The organism is Ruegeria sp. D7 (assembly GCF_056534355.1).
Map to the genome: position 1 here is coordinate 189,345 of NZ_JBQFPG010000006.1, position 16,415 is coordinate 205,759.

A 16,415-nucleotide genomic window follows, 5' to 3' on the forward strand; every position below is an offset into this window, starting at 1 on the left:
GATTATTCAGCGAGCTTGTAGAGGTTCTTCGAGTACCAGTTCTGCTCGACGTTGTTCACCGGCCAGTTGCCTACATCGCTGTCCATCATATAGACGCCTGCGTAGTGATAGATCGGGATCACAGGCGTTTCTTGGGCGATGATGCGTTCAACTTCGGTGTAAAGCGGAGCCGGATCGTCCGAGGTTTTGGCCTCGGCCAGCAGCTCATCAACGCGCGCGTTGGCATATTTGCCGTCATTATAGCCCGAGTCCGACTGCAGCAGGTCCAGGAAGGTCGACGCTTCGTTATAGTCTCCGCACCAAGCACCACGTGCTAGCTCAAAGTTTTGGTTGCCGCGCTCCTCGAGGAAGACTTTCCACTCCATATTTGCCAGTTCGGCGTTCACGCCAAGCTTCTGCTTCCACATCTGGCTCAGCGCAACGGCGACCTTCTTGTGGTTTTCCGCGGTGTTATAAACCATCTGGAAGCTCAGAGGGTTGTCAGGCCCATAACCTGCTTCTGCTAGAAGCTCCTTCGCCAACTCGTCGCGTTCGGCTTGGGACATGGATGCCATTTCAACGGCCGGGACGGTGAAGCCTGCGGTTGCTTCGGGGGCGAAGGTGTAGGCTTCGGGCTGACCGCCTGCCATCACTTTTTCGGTGATGATCGCACGATCAACGGCCAGTGACAGGGCTTGGCGGACGTTCGGGTCCTTGAAAGCCTCGGGGCCACCATCAGACAGATTGAAGGTGTAATAATAGTTGCACAGGCGTGGGAAGCTGATGGCTTCTACGGGGTGCTCTTCCTTCAGACGTGGGTACTGGCCGGCTGGAATTTCGGTGCGGTCCAGTTCGCCAGCCAAATAGCGGGTCAGGGCGACGTTTTCATCATTGATGACCAGCGCCACGACCTTGTCGATGATGGTGTTATCGTTGTCCCAATAGGCGGTGTTGCGTTCACGTACCGAGCGTTCTTGCGGCAGGTGCTCGGTCAGAACATATGCGCCGTTCGAGACGATGTTTTCCGGTTTGGTCCAGGCGTCACCAAATTCTTCGATCACTTTCTGCGGTGCCGGGAAGGTTGTCGAATGTGTGGTCATCTGCGGGAAATAGGGAAGGGGGGCGCTCAGGCGGACTTCCAGCGTTTTGTCGTCGATGGCTTTGACACCCAACTCATCTACCGGTTTTTCGCCCGCGATGATCTCGGCAGCGTTTTCGATCGACATCAGTTCCATGAACCACGCATAGGGCGACGACAGTTCGGGATCGACGGCGCGCTTCCAGGCATACACAAAGTCACCTGCGGTCACCGGATCACCATTCGACCACTTCGCTTCATCGCGCAGGGTAAAGGTGTAAACGTCCTTGGTATCGTTGACCGAGAATTCGGTGGCGACACCAGGAACCAGGTTACCGTCCTCATCCTGATTCATCAGGCCTTCAAACAGATCGCGAACAATTTCTGCACCCGACACATCTTCTACGACTTGCGGGTCGACCGAGCTGTGTTCATCAAGAATCCGATAGGTGAAGGTCTGATCGTCGGCCAGGGCTTCTCCGGTTTCGGGATGTGTACCGGCAGCAATTGCAGCACCGGTAATGATGGTCGAGGACAACAGTCCTGCCAAAGAGGTTCTGATTATTTTGTTCATGTGTTTACTCCCATTTGTATGGTTTCGAACGTCCAAACCGCATTCGCGGTGGGCGCTTGTCTGCCATTTTGTCTCCGGCAATTGTCTGGACTTTACCTTGATCTAGATCGTGCCAAGATCGATAATTTCGGCATTCATGCATCAGGCAATGTCGGAGATCCGAATGCGAAAGCTATCTTTCACTGCCCATGAACCTGTCAGTTTTGAAGCAAAGGTAAAGGGTTTTGCGGTGGGTGAAGACCACAAAGGCTGATTAGAACCGCAGCCGGCGGAGGTGTTAAAATTTTATTTTGAAACGCTTCGTGGCAGTGACATTTTCGTGAAGCTCAACATATCACCGTGGGTGAATGTGTTCGCATTGATGCTCGTAAATGGCGAATCAGTACGCTGCTACGGCTTCAGAACGGCCTTAAATGAGGCATCGGGGAAGCAGGTTGGTGTGCTTCCAGAAGCCTCTTGCCAGCGCCCGATCGAGCGTCGGGTTTTGTATCCGGGCAGGCCATCGACGCCACCGACGTCATGACCCTGTTGAACAAGCACCTGCTGCATGCTGGCGACATCTGAGCGATAGAGATTGCCGACATCGCCCCAACGACCCCGAAAATCGCCAACTCCGTATTGGATGCGATCGCCGACATGACCCACAAACAGCGCATAAAGGTCGCTGGTGTTATAGTCTTTGAGGACATAGAAATTGGGCGTTACGATAAAGGCCGGACCGCTACGACCGGCAGGCATCATAAGATAGCCCTCGGCATCAAGTTCATGTGCCGGAAAAGGTTTGCCGGAAACGCGATTTACGCCCATGGCGACCCAATCGCGGATCAACCGCCCCTGATCAGGGCCCTCCAACGCGCAAGAAACGGTCGTGGGTAGGATAACTTCGAACCCCCAGTCGCGGCCTGTCACCCATCCGTGCTCGTCAAGATACGCGCCGATTGATGCAATCGTGTCCGAGGCTGAGCCCCAGATATCAGTTCGGCCATCGCCATCGCCATCGCGCGCGTAAGTCAGAAAATTTGTGGGCATGAATTGAGGCTGCCCCAAGGCACCCGCCCAACTGCTTTTCAGTGCGTGGCCTTGGCCGTGACCGGATTCAGCGATCTGTAGCGCAGCAATCAGTTCAGCCGTGAAATACTCTGCCCGTGTGCTCATGAACCCTTTGGTGCCCAGCACCTGAAACGCATTATGGCGGATCGGGACTTGTCCGTATCCGCTTTCGCGGCCCCAGATGGCCAGTATGATTCGGGCGGGTACGCCGGTTTCTGTCTCGACACGTGATAGCGTGTCCGCGTGGCGCTTAGCCATCTTGCGACCGACGGAGGTGGCACCCTGGACTGATCCGGCATTGAAATAACGACCAGGTGAGCCGAACTCGGCCTGCCGTTGTTGCTTGGGTGTCTTTTTAGAGCTGCCCGGCGGAACCAGGTCAGGAAGGTCCCAGTTTAGTGTTACCCCGTCAAAGGCACTTTGGAATGTGCGTTTCGAAACGCCCTTGGCTTTTGCCTGAGGCCATATGGTCTGTTGCAGCCAGCTCTGAAACTGACGCTCAACCGCAGCGCGATCCTGCGCGGCCGAAGGGGCCGCAAGACAAAGCAGGGAGAGGAGAGCAAGAACCAAACGCATATGATTGGTCTCGCGCGCGCTTGACCTCATGTCAACAGCGGCGGCGCAGGGTGATTTTGGAAAAGTTCTTGAGAAAATCCGTGACTCTGCCGATAGTTGCCGGGAAACCCCGCCGCAAGAGGATCATCAGGTGTGACCTTGTCTCGGATACATTCAGTCGCTGTGCCAGCCTTGGTGATCTTTGTTGCTCTGTTGTTGACGGCTGAGTCTGCCGGGGCGAGTGATAGCTTCATGGACCCCCAAGGCCCGATTGCAGCTGTGCAAAAGACACACCTTTTGCGCGCGACGGCTCTTATCCTGATCGCTGTGATACCGGTTCTGGCTCTGGTGCCGCTGATTGCCCTGCGTTATCGCCGACGTAAGGGTGGAAATGCTGCATACACGCCGCATTGGGATTTTTCGGCGAAGCTTGAATTTCTGATGTGGGGCGTCCCGGTCGTGATCGTGATGATCCTGTCTTTCTATCTCTGGAAAGCGACACATCGTCTTGACCCTTATTCGGCCCCTTTTGGAGAAGAGCCTGCCCTAAATGTGCAGGTGGTTGGCCTCGATTGGAAATGGCTGTTCATCTATCCAGATCATGGCATCGCAACGGTGGGAGAACTGGGCATACCGATCAAACAGCAAGTTGCGATGACGCTGACCACAGACACGGTGATGCAGTCGTTTATGATCCCGGCGCTGGCAGGGCAAATCTATGCCATGCCGGGGATGACGACTCGGCTACACCTGGTGGCAGACTCGCCTGAGACGATGCAAGGCGAGAACACACAGTATAATGGCCGAGGATTCACAAAGCAGAAATTCCTGGCGCAAGCCATGCAGCCCGAGGATTTTCAGGCATGGGTCGCCAGTGTAAAAGCGCATGGCATACCGTTGACCGAAAGCACTTATCGGACGTTGGCGATGCGTACGGATCGGGATGAGGTGCAGGCGGCATTGGGCACAGAACTCATGCCGCTGAATGCGCTTTATTTCACGCTGGAAGAGGGCGACCTGTTCCATTCGATCCTGCGTCGTTACCACAGCGGAGAGCCTCTGCAGTTGGATCAGCAACCCGGAACGGCTGAATACGGGCAGGAGGCAAGCCAATGACAAATGCCGAGACCGGCTTCTTCGGTCGCCTGAGTTGGGATGCATTTCCCATTGCTGGACTGATCCAGAATCCTGGCGCAAATGAGATCATTGCAAACGCTGCTGCTGCCATTGTGATCGTGGGCGTAGTGGTAGTGATTGGCATCCTGACGTGGTTCCGGTTGTGGGGCCCGCTCTGGCGCGATTGGCTGACCAGCGCTGATCACAAGAAGATCGGCATCATGTACATTGTCTTCGCCATCGTGATGCTGGCGCGGGGCGTCTTGGAAGGCGTGGTGATGCGGGCCCAACAGGCGGCGGGACCGGGGGACGGATTTCTGGAACCCGAGCATTTCGCGGAACTGTTTAGCACTCATGGCACCATAATGGTGTTCTTCGTCGCGGTACCTTTTGTCTTTGGCGTCGCTAATTACATAATTCCGCTCATGATAGGCGCGCGCGACGTGGCCTTTCCGGTGATGAACCAGATCGGGCTTGGTCTGACCGTCTCGTCCGGGCTAATGCTGATGGTCTCGCTGGTGGTGGGCGAATTCTCAACAGGTGGTTGGACCGCCTATCCGCCCTATACCGGGGCCGCGTTCAATCCCGGCGTTGGGCCGGATTACTGGATCTGGGCCATCGTGGTCTCTGGCGTGGGCACAACACTGACTGGCATCAACTTTGCCGTCACGATCTACAAGCTGCGTGCGCCGGGGATGAAGTTCATGCGGTTGCCTATGTATTGCTGGACGATAATCTGCAGCTCGATTCTGATCATCTTTGCCATGCCCCCCCTTGGCGTAGCTGCATTGTTGCTGGCCGCGGATCGCTATCTCGATTTCCACTTCTTCACCAATGACCTTGGCGGCAACATGATGAACTATGCCAACCTGTTCTGGCTGTTTGGCCACCCCGAGGTCTACCTGTTGGTCCTGCCTGCATATGGTATCTATTCCGAGGTCTTTGCCACCTTTTCGGCCAAGCGTCTCTATGGTTACAACTCACTGGTCATCGCAACAATGTCGATTGCGGTCATGTCCTTCACGGTTTGGTTGCATCATTTCTTCACCATGGGGCAAAGCGCTCTGATCAACGCGGTGTTCGGGATTGCCACGATGCTGATCGCCATTCCGACCGGGGTAAAGGTCTATGACTGGATGGCGACTCTGTACCGTGGGCGCATTCGATTCTCGGTCCCGATGCTTTATGGCCTTGCGTTCTTGATGTTGTTCGTCATCGGCGGCCTCAGCGGAGTGGTTCTTGCCAATCCAACCGTCGACTATCAGGTCCATAATACGCTGTTTCTGGTTGCGCATTTCCACAACGCGTTGCTACCAGGTGTGCTGTTCGGGTTGCTCGCCGGCTATAACTACTGGTTCCCAAAGGCCTTTGGGTTCCGTCTAAACGAGTTCTGGGGCCGCGTTTCGGTTTTCTGCTGGACGGTTGGGTTTCTGCTGACCTTCATGCCGCTCTACTTCGTTGGTCTGATGGGCATGCCCCGCCGGTCGTTCAGTTGGGAGGATCCCAGCTTTCACCCCTACATGATCACCGCCGCCATAGGATCGCTAGTGATTACTTGCGGGTTGCTTTCGATCCTGGTCCAATTGTGGGTCAGTATACGCGACCGAGAACAGACCCGCGCACCGGTCGGTGATCCTTGGGACGGGCGCACGCTGGAATGGTCGATCCCGTCTCCGCCGCCACCCTACAACTTCGCTATTATTCCGCAGGTTAGTGACCGCGATGACTTTGCTGCAGCTAAGGAGCGCGGACAAGCCTATCCTGCACCCGCGGCCTACGAAGATATCGAGATGCCGCGCAACACCGGCATCGGGTTTATCCTCTGCGTGCTCAGTGGCATCTGGATGTTCTCTCTGGTCTGGTGGATCTGGTGGCTGGCAGCACTGATGACCATCGCGATGATCCTCGCCATTATCATCTGGAGTTTCGACACCAGCACCGAGGTCATCATCCCCGCCGAAGAGGTCCGCAAAGAACACGAGGCGTGGTTGGCGCTGGTCCACAGCACCGCCGCTGTGGATCGCGATCATGAAAGTACACCGGAAAATCGCGGCCTCGCCCGCCCGGATATGGAGGCCGTGACATGAGGCGCGCACCCAAGCACAGCTATCCGGGGATAAACCTCGGCGAGGACCACGCCAGCGCCCACAAGGCGACCGAGGTCGTCACTTTCGGCTTCTGGGTCTTCCTGATGAGCGATCTGGTCTATTTCGGCCTGATGTTCGCGATCTATATCACCATGATAGACGCGCAGGCCGGCGGTCCAGGCCCGCATGAGCTGTTCGACCTGAAAAGCATCTTTGCCCAGACTCTCATTCTGCTGACCAGCAGTTTGACCGTCGGGCTGGCGATGTTGGCGCTGAAATACAACCTGCCTCGGGCACGGATCGTGCTGTGGTTCGGAGTGACTCTGTTGCTGGGGCTCAGTTTTCTGGTTTTGGAAATCCGTGATTTCATGAACATGGCAGCCCAAGGCGGTATCCCACAGCGTAGCGGGTTTTTGTCGGCCTTCTATGGTCTCGTACCGCTCCACGGCTTGCATGTTGCAGCCGGGTGTCTGTGGCTAATCGTGCTGGGTATTCAGCTGCGTATGTTCGGGCTGACCGATCTGCTGATGTCGCGTATGGTGCGGTTGGCGCTATTCTGGCATTTCCTCGATCTTATCTGGATCGGCATAATAACCATCGTGTATTTCGGAGGGCTGGCCTATGGATAAACGATCCGAGATGCATCACCGCGAACGGCGGCGTTACGTGATTGGCTATGGTGGGTCACTGCTGCTCACGCTGGTGGTATTTGTGATCGCCTATCATTTCGGTATTGAAACACCAGGCGTCTATATGACCATAGGCCTTCTGGGGTTGGCACAACTGGTTGTTCAACTGATCTATTTTCTACACATCGACCGCCGCCGCAGCAGCCGAGAGGATCTGGACCTGGTTCTGTTCTCGACACTTGTTCTGCTGATTATCATCGGCGGGACAGTTTGGATTCTGGGCAATCTGGCCATGCGCATGCATATGCAGGTGATGTGAGGTCGCTCGCTTAGGCACCAAAAAGGAAGCTGCTTATGAAGTCATTCAAGGCAATTGCCGCCGCAGGGATCCTGGTCACGATTGCTGTTGGATTGTTCCTTTTCTGGCGGCATGAAGAGCGGTATCCGTCAACAAAAGACGCCTATATCGGCGCGAATATCATCTATGTGGCCGCACAGGTGACCGGGCAGGTTTCAGACGTTGCGGTGGTCGAAAACCAGCCGGTCAATGCAGGCGATTTGCTATTCTCGATTGATCCGACACAGTTCCAAGCCTCGGTCGATCAGGCCAAAGCTAATCTGGACAGTGCCATTCAGCAGGCTGACTCCTTCTCGAACCAGATCACCGCTGCACAGGCCGCTGTCGAAAGCGCCAACTCTTTCTACGAAACGGCTCAGAGCAATCTTGAACGCGCCCGAGCTTTGTTTTCGGACGGGGACCTCGCGCAGGCCTCGCTGGACCAAACTACATCCGAATTCGCACAGGCTTCGGCCCGGTTGACCACCAGCCGGTCCGAGCTTTCCGCATTGCAAAGTGGTCTCGCGGCCCGGCAGGACAATGTGTTGTCCTCACAGGCTGCGTTGGAAATCGCGCAGGCCGATCTTGTCTGGACCAAGGTCTATGCCGCGGCCGATGGCTGGATCGCAAATCTGACGCTGCGGCCAGGGTCGTCTGTCTCGGCCAATGCGCCGCAATTTTCCATTGTCGAGTCGTCTGACTGGTGGGTCGATGCAAATTTCAAGGAAACATCACTGCCACGCATCCGACCCGGTCAGCCGGTCACAGTGCAGGTGGATATGCTTCCAGACACGACCCTGACCGGCAAGGTTGCGTCGATCGGTCGAGGCTCGGGCGATACGTTTTCGTTGTTGCCGTCCGAAAACTCCAGCGGCAACTGGGTCAAGGTCACTCGACGTTTCCCGGTGCGGATTGAGCTTGATCCAACTGATGCTCCGCTACGTGTAGGAGGCAGCAGCAAAGTTACGGTGGATACAACCGGAACCAGCCAATGACTGATGCCGGCCATATCAATCGCGTGATTGTCGTGGCCGTCGTGCTCAGTGCAATTCTCGAAGTTCTGGACAGTACCATCGTCAATGTTGCGTTGCCGCATATTCAGGCGGCTTTTGGGGCCACAACCGATCAGGCGACATGGATCTTAACCAGCTATATTGTCTCAGCCGTTGTGGTCATGCCGCTGACCGGGTTTGTCGCGCGTCGGGTCGGGCGGCGCAGGCTGATCCTGACTGCGGTCACGGGTTTTGCCACAATGTCTGTCATGTGCGGCCTGTCATGGAGTCTTCAGACTATCGTCGCGTTCCGCCTGGCGCAGGGGATGTTCGGCGCGTTCCTGATCCCGTTGTCGCAGTCCATCCTGTTTGATGCCTTTCCGCGCGAAAAACGGGGGCAGGCCATGGCGGTCTTTGGCTTGGGCGTCGTGGTCGCACCAGTGTTGGGCCCAACTGTAGGCGCAGTCCTGACAGAGTATTTTTCGTGGCGAATGGTGTTTTTCGTCAACCTTCCGGTCGCTGCCATGGCCCTGCTGCTTTTGGCGGGCGAGTTGCCGGACGACAAAACCGAAGAGGTGCGCATCGACTGGAAAGGTCTGGCGCTGCTGGCACTTGGCATCGGATGCCTTCAATTCATTCTTGACCAAGGTGAGACCAAGGACTGGCTGTCATCGAGGATGATACAGCTGGCGCTGATCGCTTCGGTTCTTGGGGCGCTGGGGTTCATAGTCCATTCTCTGACATCCCGGCATTCTGTCGTTGATTTGCGCCTTTTTGCGGATCGCAACTTTGCCCTGTGCAACCTGGTGATAGCGGGGTTCGCGATCTCATTGTTTGGCGGGATCGCCATACTGCCAACCTTTGTGCAAAGCCTGCTCGATTACCCCGTGATCGAATCCGGTCATTTGTTCATACCGCGCGGGATCGCCGCAGGTGCATCGATGGTGCTGACCGGGGCCGTACTGGTCACCCGGTTTGATCCACGAGTTTTAGCCGGGTTGGGGATGCTGTTGACAGCAGTGGGGAATTTCATGTTGGGCACACTCAACCTCGACGCCGGTTTCTGGCAACTGGCTTGGCCGGGCTTTGTCAGTGGTCTGGGGATGGGGCTGGTGTTTGTGCCGATGTCTATTCTGGCATTCGAGAGCATCAGTAAATCAAGGCAGGATGAGGCCTCGGGCCTATTCAACGTCACCAGGCAGCTTGGCTCTTCGGTAGGTATTTCATTGGTGGGGACTTGGGTCGTGCGAGGCCTGCAAACCAATACGGCAGTGCTCAGCCAGAATGTGACACCCTACAATCCTGCTGCACAGGCTTATCTTGCGCCGCTGGGGCTGACACCCGATAGCGCCCAGGGCGCCGCCATTTTGGGACAAGAGATTGCTCGGCAGGCCGAGATGATCTCGTACCTTACAGTATTCAACAATCTTGGACTGCTGGCGTTGGCCACGATCCCACTGTTGTTCTTCTGCCGCGCGCCCAGGCCCGACCAAAGGGCTGCAGCACCCGTTCACTAGCGCGTCAGAACAAGGCCCAGCCATAGCGCGAACCAGCACAAGACGAGGCTGAGAGCGATGTTACCGGCAGCAAATACGATCGTCCGTTCACGGTGCAATTGCAGCGATTGATAGGCGAAGCTTGAGAATGTGGTGAAGCCGCCGCAAAACCCGAATACAAGGCGTTTTTCCTCTTCGCCCATTTCTGCAGAGCCACCCAGATAACCAATCCATAGACCCAGCAGAAGGCTGCCCAGAACATTCACGATCAGGGTCGAGTACGGCAGATCATGCGTCACCCGAAGCGCCAGCCAATGCCGCAGTACAGCCCCCAATCCTCCGCCCAATGCGAACATGGCATGCAGATACAAGGTCGTCATTCCGATGTTTCCCGGGAATGATGCCGCCGACCCAGCGCTTCCCCAAGAACCGCCGCCGTAAGACCAAATGCGATCTCCGCGCTTACGGCGATAACCACAAACCAATTCCCGGTTTCTGCCAGTCTTTCCAGCTCGGCGACGAATGAGGAAAACGTCGATAGCCCACCGCAAAATCCAACGGCCCCTAGATGCAGGACGTGGGCGTGGACACGATTTCGAATGGCATAGAGCCAACCTAGAACGAAACAGGCCGCAACATTGATGCCGAAAGTCGCGGTTAGGAACGGAGCGCCGGGGATCTCCAGCGAAAATAGCTCGCGCAGCAACGACCCTGCAGCACCCCCCACAAAGACGGCTGTATACATCAGGGCGCGATGCCCGAATACAGGCGCTGTTTTCGACACTGCGGTTGATCCTGCTCTGACCAGCGTTTCATTTTGCATACAGACTGCTTTTGCTTGGTTCAACCGGCCTCGCTAACCCAACCGTTATCTTTGTTTGATTAGCAAGGGCTTGCGCAAACAGGTCAATTTGTTCCACGTTCTGGATGAAGAGCAGGGTCATGGACCCAATGTCCATTCAAAGTCACGCTGTCACAGCGCTACTCAGGGAGATAGGAAATGATTGTTCGCAGGCTTTACTATTTCCTCAGCTATGTCTGCTTGCCTTTGACTTTGCTTTGGGGTTTTTTCTGGCCACCCGCACACTGGTTGCTGATCATACTGATCCCCTATGCGGTTGTCGGTCTCTACGATATGCTGACAACCAAGCATAATGTGCTGAACAACTACCCGGTACTGGGTCACTTCCGATATATGTTGGAGTTTGTCAGCCCTGAAATCCGGCAGTATTTCGTTGAAACCAATGAAAGCGGGCGGCCCTATAATCGGATCATCCGCAGTCTGGTCTATTCCCGCGCCAAGGGGCAGGTGGATACTCAGGCGTTTGGCACTCAGTACGATATCATGACGGTAGGTTATCACCGCGCTGATCACTCGCTATCCCCCAAGCACGTCGAAGAGAGCGAAGAACGGGTGATACTGGGCGGCCCTCAGTGCGACAAACCCTACAATGCGTCGCGTCTGAACGTATCAGCAATGAGTTTCGGTGCACTCAGCGCCAACGCAATCCGTGCTTTGAATGGCGGTGCAAAAGATGGGGGTTTTGCGCATAACACGGGCGAAGGCGGACTGTCCCCCCACCATCTGGCAGAAGGTGGAGACATCATCTGGCAAATCGGAACAGGGTATTTTGGATGCCGCACGCCTGAAGGTGGGTTCGATAAGGACCTGTTTGCCGAAAAGGCCAAGAAAGATGTCGTCAAAGCGATCGAGATCAAACTATCGCAAGGGGCGAAGCCGTCTCATGGCGGGGTCCTACCGGCAGCAAAGGTGGATGAAGAAATCGCCGAGATTCGTGGGGTTCCAGTACATCAGGATGTGATTTCCCCACCTATTCATTCGGCCTTTGATGGACCGAATGGATTGATGCATTTCGTTCAGCATCTGCGAGAGATGTCAGGTGGCAAGCCCGTGGGCTTCAAACTGTGCATCGGTCGTCGATCCGAGTTTATGGCGATTTGCAAAGCGATGTTGGAAACTGAGATTCTGCCTGACTTCATCACGGTGGACGGCGCGGAAGGGGGCACTGGCGCTGCCCCGGTCGAGTTCACCAACCGATTGGGGATGCCGCTTAACGAGGCACTGATCTTTGTAAACAACTGTCTGCGCGGTATTGGAGTCCGCGACAAGATGAGGGTGATCTGTTCGGGCAAAGTGGCCACTGGGTTCGATATGGTCGAGAAATTCGCTTTGGGTGCGGATATGTGTAACGCGGCGCGGGCGATGATGTTTGCGGTGGGGTGCATTCAGGCGCTGCATTGCAACACCAACAGGTGCCCCTCGGGGGTAGCGACGCAAGATCCGATCCGTGGGCGGGCGGTGAATGTGCCACAGAAACGACAGCGCGTGCATCGGTTTCATGACGCGACGCTTGAAAGCTTCCGCGAGATATTAGGGGCTATGGGCAAAGCAAAAGTTTCCGACCTGCGCCCTGCCGACATCCGGCGCCGAAATGCGGATGAACGAGAGCGGTCTTATGCCGAGCTATACAGCTTTCTGGATGACGGCTCTCTGTTGGGCAAGACCATCCCTGAAGAGTTCGCCGCCGACTGGCAAGTCGCCTCAGCGAGCCAGTTCTAGCGACCACTAGCTAGGTCTTGATCGCGGGTTATTGAGCGTATGCGTATGGATTTTGCGGATGCTCCATTCCACGGCATCCCGCATTGTCTTGCCCAAGGCGATATCAAAGGCCTCAACCAGTTCGGGTGTTTTATCGCTGGTCGCCAGCACTGCTTCCTGGAATGAGCTTGAAGCGATGATCTTGTCCTCATACTCATCGATGATCTTGATATTGATGCGCACTTCTACGCGGACCGTTTTCGTGTCTTCGGTTTCGCTGATGACGATGCCCTGAAATTCGCGCAGATCAGGCGCGATCACATAGTCCGCTCTCAGGCCTACGGTCGAACGTCCTACGGCCGCGACCTTGCCGGAATTTTCATAGCTTTCGACCATCAGCGCCTGCACAATTAACGGAGCGCGATCCACCCATCGGGCCCGCGGTAGATACTGAACCTGAAGCAAGGTGGGCTGCACGGCGATCTGATCGGTGTTCACGGCCGCCGTCGCTGTGGGCTCTTCGACAACGATCTGTTTTTGGATTCGCGGCAGCGATGACGAGAACGTGCTTTTGGGTGTCAGCAAATACAAGTCATTGGGCTTAGAAGCCTGCCGCAGCGTGCCCAAGCCCGTGCAGCCCGTCAAAGCGGCCAAAACCAGAGTCAATATTAAGGGCCGTATCATTGACGAAACTCCGATGCTTGGGTGCCTAACAAAAAGCGGGCCGGGTCGCGTTCGACCTTGTCGACCAATCTATCCAGACTGATGACCAGACGCTGTGATTCCTCGATGAACCGGATGAACTGAGGCAACCCAACGCGCAAGAAGTCCGAAACCTGACGGCGGTTGTCCTGAACGATCCCGTCGATGGTTCCCAGCAGATCCGACGCCGATTGGGAGGCGCTGAGAACATCGTCGGAAATCTTGTCAATCTTTTCGGTGATATTCGAGACGGTTTCCGCAACCTGATTGGCCGCCTTACTCACATCTTCAGCGACAGGTGAGATATCCTCGTCCATCACGCGGTTTGCCGAGTCAAACGCCCTCTCTGCTGAATCGAGCGCCCCTTTGGCTGAATCCATAGTCGATGTAACCGATTCAAGGGTGGTGTTTGCATTCAGAACAGTCTCGCTGATTACCTCAAGCGTAACGCTGCCTTCATCTGACAGCCGAGTCAGCCTTTCGGCCAGGATTGACCCGCGTTCGATAAAGGGCCGGATATCTTCCTGAATCACGCTTTCAGCACTGGCAATGGCGTTATTTGCAGTCTCTAGCGTTGTTTTGGCGGATTCTGAGGTCTCTTTGATGCTCTTCAGCGTGTCCGTTCCTGTGCTCAACGTCGTCTCGGCCGTGTTCGCCAACGTATCCAGTCTCTTGGTAAATTCTCCAACGTCTTTGGCCGCACCGCCCAAATCGGACGAGAGCGACTGGAAATCCGTCAGAGTTTTATCGAGCTTGCCCGACGCTTCTGCCAGATTGTTCAGGATATCCGACACCGCCTTTCGGTTTTTGTCATCAACAACCGAATTGAGGTTCTCCAACAGGGTGACCGCCTTTTCCAGAACCTCTGGCGCACCCTCAAGCAAGGATTGAATCGAACTGCGCTTGCTTGGGATGACACTGTTCTGGGCCAGCCTTTCTGCGGTTGGAGACCCGCCGGAAAGCTCAACATAAGCAACCCCTGTCACACCCAGAGATTGCAACTGTGCGATGGTTTCTTTGGTAACAGGGATGTCGGCATCAACCTCAAGCCGCACTCGCACCTTTGACGGGTCATCTTTGTCCAAGTCCAGGGAAACCACCTGACCCACGGGCAAGCCGTTGTAATTTACGCCACCTGCAGCCGACAGGCCCGAGACATTGTCGAACAACACATCATAATAGGCGTATTGCCGAGTCACTTCGAATTTGGCGAGCCACAGAAAGAACCCGAAGGCACCAAGGATGCCCGCCAGGGTGAACGCACCGATCAGGATGTAATTCGCTCGGGTCTCCATCGCCTCTACCTGTCCTGCCCCTTCTGTTGTGCCGCACGGGCGCGGGGGCCTGTGAAATATTCCTGAACCCAAGGATGGTCGACCTTGGTCATCTCTTCTATCGGACCTTCAACCAGCACGCGTTTTTCCGCAAGTACCGCGACGCGATCACATATGGCATAAAGGCTGTCCAGATCATGCGTTACCATGAACACGGTCAGCCCCAACGTGTGCTGAAGTTCCCCGATCAGGTCATCATATGCGGCGGCCCCGATCGGGTCCAACCCGGCAGTTGGTTCGTCCAGAAAAACGATTTCCGGGTCCAGCGACAGGGCGCGGGCCAACGCAGCGCGTTTGCGCATTCCACCGGACAGTTCCGAGGGGAACTTGCTGCAACTTAGTTGAGGCAAGCCAACGAGACTGATCTTCAGCCCACCTAGTGCGGCCATCAATTTTTCACTGATACCCGTGTGCTCGCGCAGAGGCGCCATCACGTTCTGCAATACAGTCAGTGAGGAAAACAGCGCACCGTCCTGAAATGCCACGCCCCAGCTTCTTTCGATCCGCTGACGTTCTTCTTCGGGGCCATTAAGAACATCGACGCCAAGAACCTCAATACTTCCCGACTTGGGCTTGTTCAGCCCGACGATCGTACGCAAAAGCACGGACTTCCCAGTGCCCGATCCACCGACAACACCCAGCACTTCACCGCGCCAGACATCGAGGTTGAGGTTATCGTGGACCACTTGCTCGCCGAACTGGTTGGTTAAATTGCGCACACGAATAACGGCCTCGCGTTTCGTGTCGGATCGGGGCTTGTCCTGAAGCGCGGCTCCATCCATGTCAGATCCCCAACTCTGAGAAGAAGATCGAAAACAGGGCGTCGATGGCGATGACCATAAAGATCGATTGCACGACCGAGGCTGTCGTCCGCTGACCAACGCTTTCGGATGAACCTTTGACCTGCATAGCCTGCCAGCAGGCAATGACACCGATCACCAGTGCAAAGAACGGTGCCTTGATCATCCCGACGGCAAGTTGTGCGACGCCGGTATTTTCCTTCAACCGGGTCAGGAACATGCCGGGGCTGACACCGAGGTCGATCCAACTCATCAACGCTCCGCCGATCAGGCCAGCCATATCGGCAACAAAGCCAAGAATGGGCAACATGATCAACAGCGCCAGAACACGGGGAATGACCAGAACTTCAATCGGATCCAACCCCAGGGTGCGCATCGCATCAATCTCTTCCTGCACCTTCATCGAGCCAATCGAAGCCGTAAAAGCCGAACCGGAGCGACCAGCGACGATGATTGCTGTCAGCAGGATACCAAGCTCACGCAGGATCGAGATGGAGATCAATTCGACAACAAAGATCTCAGCCCCGAACTGTTTCAACTGCGTCGCGCCCTGAAAGGCCAGAACGACGCCGATCAGGAAACCCATCAAGGACACAATCGGCAGCGCCTTGAAGCCGACTTGCTCCATCTGTGACACCAACGCAGCACGACGCAGTCGCCATGGCATGAACAGAGTCCGGACCAATCGATGCAGAGTAAGGCCAAGAAAGCCGATGATTGATAATGTGTCCTTCCAGGCGCCAAAAGTTTTTTGCCCAATCCGGGCAACCCAATTCACAAAGCCATGCGGCGGCAGTTCTTCTCCTGTAACCTCGGGTATGTTGTGCGATACTGTTTCGATCAATGACGAATGTGCAGGGGCCAACCCTTCGAGTTGGACCTGAGCGCCCTCACTTCCCATCCGCTGCACCAGATTGGCGACTAGCCAGGCCCCTCCGGTATCCAGCGATTCAACTTGCGACATGTCCACAATGACATCTTGGCCGTTGGGCTTTTGGGCGGCAAAACCCGCTTCGACACGATCCAACGATTGAGTGCGCAGATCTCCGGCAAGGCGGATACAAACGCCGGTTGCGCTGGTCTCGGAAATAATCGTCGGCCGTGTCATAGCGGTATGTGATGGCAA

Annotated in this window: 15 protein-coding genes; 7 read left to right on the plus strand and 8 right to left on the minus strand. The window is 55.7% G+C overall.

Going from position 1 to position 16,415, the window contains the following annotated elements; all coding sequences use genetic code 11:
• Positions 1–2: 2 nt before the first annotated feature.
• Both ACRZ9U_RS11155 and ACRZ9U_RS11160 read right to left on the minus strand, forming a co-directional pair.
• A complete protein-coding gene (locus ACRZ9U_RS11155; protein ID WP_170407804.1) occupies positions 3–1,631 on the minus strand; it encodes a peptide ABC transporter substrate-binding protein in 1,629 nt (542 codons plus the stop codon).
• Between the two features lie 390 nt (positions 1,632–2,021).
• Positions 2,022–3,257, minus strand: coding sequence for a lytic murein transglycosylase (locus tag ACRZ9U_RS11160; RefSeq protein ID WP_170407807.1), 1,236 nt, complete (start codon positions 3,255–3,257; stop codon positions 2,022–2,024).
• Positions 3,258–3,488: 231 nt separating this feature from the next.
• Between ACRZ9U_RS11160 and ACRZ9U_RS11165 the strand changes: the two genes are divergently transcribed.
• Genes ACRZ9U_RS11165 through ACRZ9U_RS11190 form a run of 6 tightly spaced genes read left to right on the plus strand, consistent with a single transcriptional unit; the run spans position 3,489 to position 9,914 of the window.
• On the plus strand, positions 3,489–4,352 hold the full coding sequence (locus tag ACRZ9U_RS11165; protein ID WP_480436524.1) for a cytochrome ubiquinol oxidase subunit II: 864 nt from the start codon (positions 3,489–3,491) through the stop codon (positions 4,350–4,352).
• Entirely contained in the window at positions 4,349–6,439 is a 2,091-nt protein-coding gene (locus ACRZ9U_RS11170; RefSeq protein WP_170407812.1) for a cbb3-type cytochrome c oxidase subunit I, read from the plus strand. Before ACRZ9U_RS11165 ends, ACRZ9U_RS11170 begins: the two co-directional genes overlap by 4 nt.
• Entirely contained in the window at positions 6,436–7,068 is a 633-nt protein-coding gene (locus ACRZ9U_RS11175; protein ID WP_170394501.1) for a cytochrome c oxidase subunit 3, read from the plus strand. Before ACRZ9U_RS11170 ends, ACRZ9U_RS11175 begins: the two co-directional genes overlap by 4 nt.
• Positions 7,061–7,387: a cytochrome o ubiquinol oxidase subunit IV gene (locus ACRZ9U_RS11180; protein WP_255612219.1), complete on the plus strand. Its 327-nt coding sequence runs from the start codon at positions 7,061–7,063 to the stop codon at positions 7,385–7,387. Before ACRZ9U_RS11175 ends, ACRZ9U_RS11180 begins: the two co-directional genes overlap by 8 nt.
• A gap of 35 nt (positions 7,388–7,422) precedes the next feature.
• On the plus strand, positions 7,423–8,400 hold the full coding sequence (locus tag ACRZ9U_RS11185; RefSeq protein WP_170407817.1) for an HlyD family secretion protein: 978 nt from the start codon (positions 7,423–7,425) through the stop codon (positions 8,398–8,400).
• Positions 8,397–9,914, plus strand: a complete 1,518-nt coding sequence (locus ACRZ9U_RS11190; protein WP_170407819.1) for a DHA2 family efflux MFS transporter permease subunit — start codon at positions 8,397–8,399, stop codon at positions 9,912–9,914. The genes ACRZ9U_RS11185 and ACRZ9U_RS11190 overlap by 4 nt, the downstream gene beginning before the upstream one ends.
• On the opposite strand, the gene crcB is transcribed toward ACRZ9U_RS11190, so the two are convergent.
• Together crcB and ACRZ9U_RS11200 are read right to left on the minus strand one after the other, a co-directional pair.
• A complete protein-coding gene (gene crcB / locus ACRZ9U_RS11195; protein WP_170407821.1) occupies positions 9,911–10,273 on the minus strand; it encodes a fluoride efflux transporter CrcB in 363 nt (120 codons plus the stop codon). The genes ACRZ9U_RS11190 and crcB overlap by 4 nt on opposite strands.
• The gene (locus tag ACRZ9U_RS11200; protein ID WP_255612218.1) at positions 10,270–10,677 is read right to left on the minus strand and encodes a fluoride efflux transporter FluC; all 408 of its coding nucleotides are present in this window, start codon (positions 10,675–10,677) and stop codon (positions 10,270–10,272) included. The genes crcB and ACRZ9U_RS11200 overlap by 4 nt, the downstream gene beginning before the upstream one ends.
• A gap of 216 nt (positions 10,678–10,893) precedes the next feature.
• On the opposite strand from ACRZ9U_RS11200, the gene ACRZ9U_RS11205 reads away from it, so the two are divergent.
• On the plus strand, positions 10,894–12,474 hold the full coding sequence (locus ACRZ9U_RS11205) for an FMN-binding glutamate synthase family protein (RefSeq protein ID WP_170407824.1): 1,581 nt from the start codon (positions 10,894–10,896) through the stop codon (positions 12,472–12,474).
• Positions 12,475–12,480: 6 nt separating this feature from the next.
• Here the strand turns inward: ACRZ9U_RS11205 and ACRZ9U_RS11210 are convergent, their stop codons facing one another.
• The 4 genes from ACRZ9U_RS11210 to ACRZ9U_RS11225 are packed head-to-tail and all read right to left on the minus strand — an operon-like array spanning position 12,481 to position 16,397.
• Positions 12,481–13,137, minus strand: coding sequence for an ABC-type transport auxiliary lipoprotein family protein (locus ACRZ9U_RS11210; protein ID WP_170407827.1), 657 nt, complete (start codon positions 13,135–13,137; stop codon positions 12,481–12,483).
• On the minus strand, positions 13,134–14,450 hold the full coding sequence (locus tag ACRZ9U_RS11215) for an MlaD family protein (protein ID WP_170394518.1): 1,317 nt from the start codon (positions 14,448–14,450) through the stop codon (positions 13,134–13,136). Before ACRZ9U_RS11215 ends, ACRZ9U_RS11210 begins: the two co-directional genes overlap by 4 nt.
• A 5-nt stretch (positions 14,451–14,455) precedes the next feature.
• On the minus strand, positions 14,456–15,271 hold the full coding sequence (locus ACRZ9U_RS11220) for an ABC transporter ATP-binding protein (protein ID WP_170407830.1): 816 nt from the start codon (positions 15,269–15,271) through the stop codon (positions 14,456–14,458).
• A gap of 1 nt (position 15,272) precedes the next feature.
• Entirely contained in the window at positions 15,273–16,397 is a 1,125-nt protein-coding gene (locus tag ACRZ9U_RS11225) for an ABC transporter permease (RefSeq protein ID WP_170407832.1), read from the minus strand.
• Between the last annotated feature and the right edge of the window lie 18 nt (positions 16,398–16,415).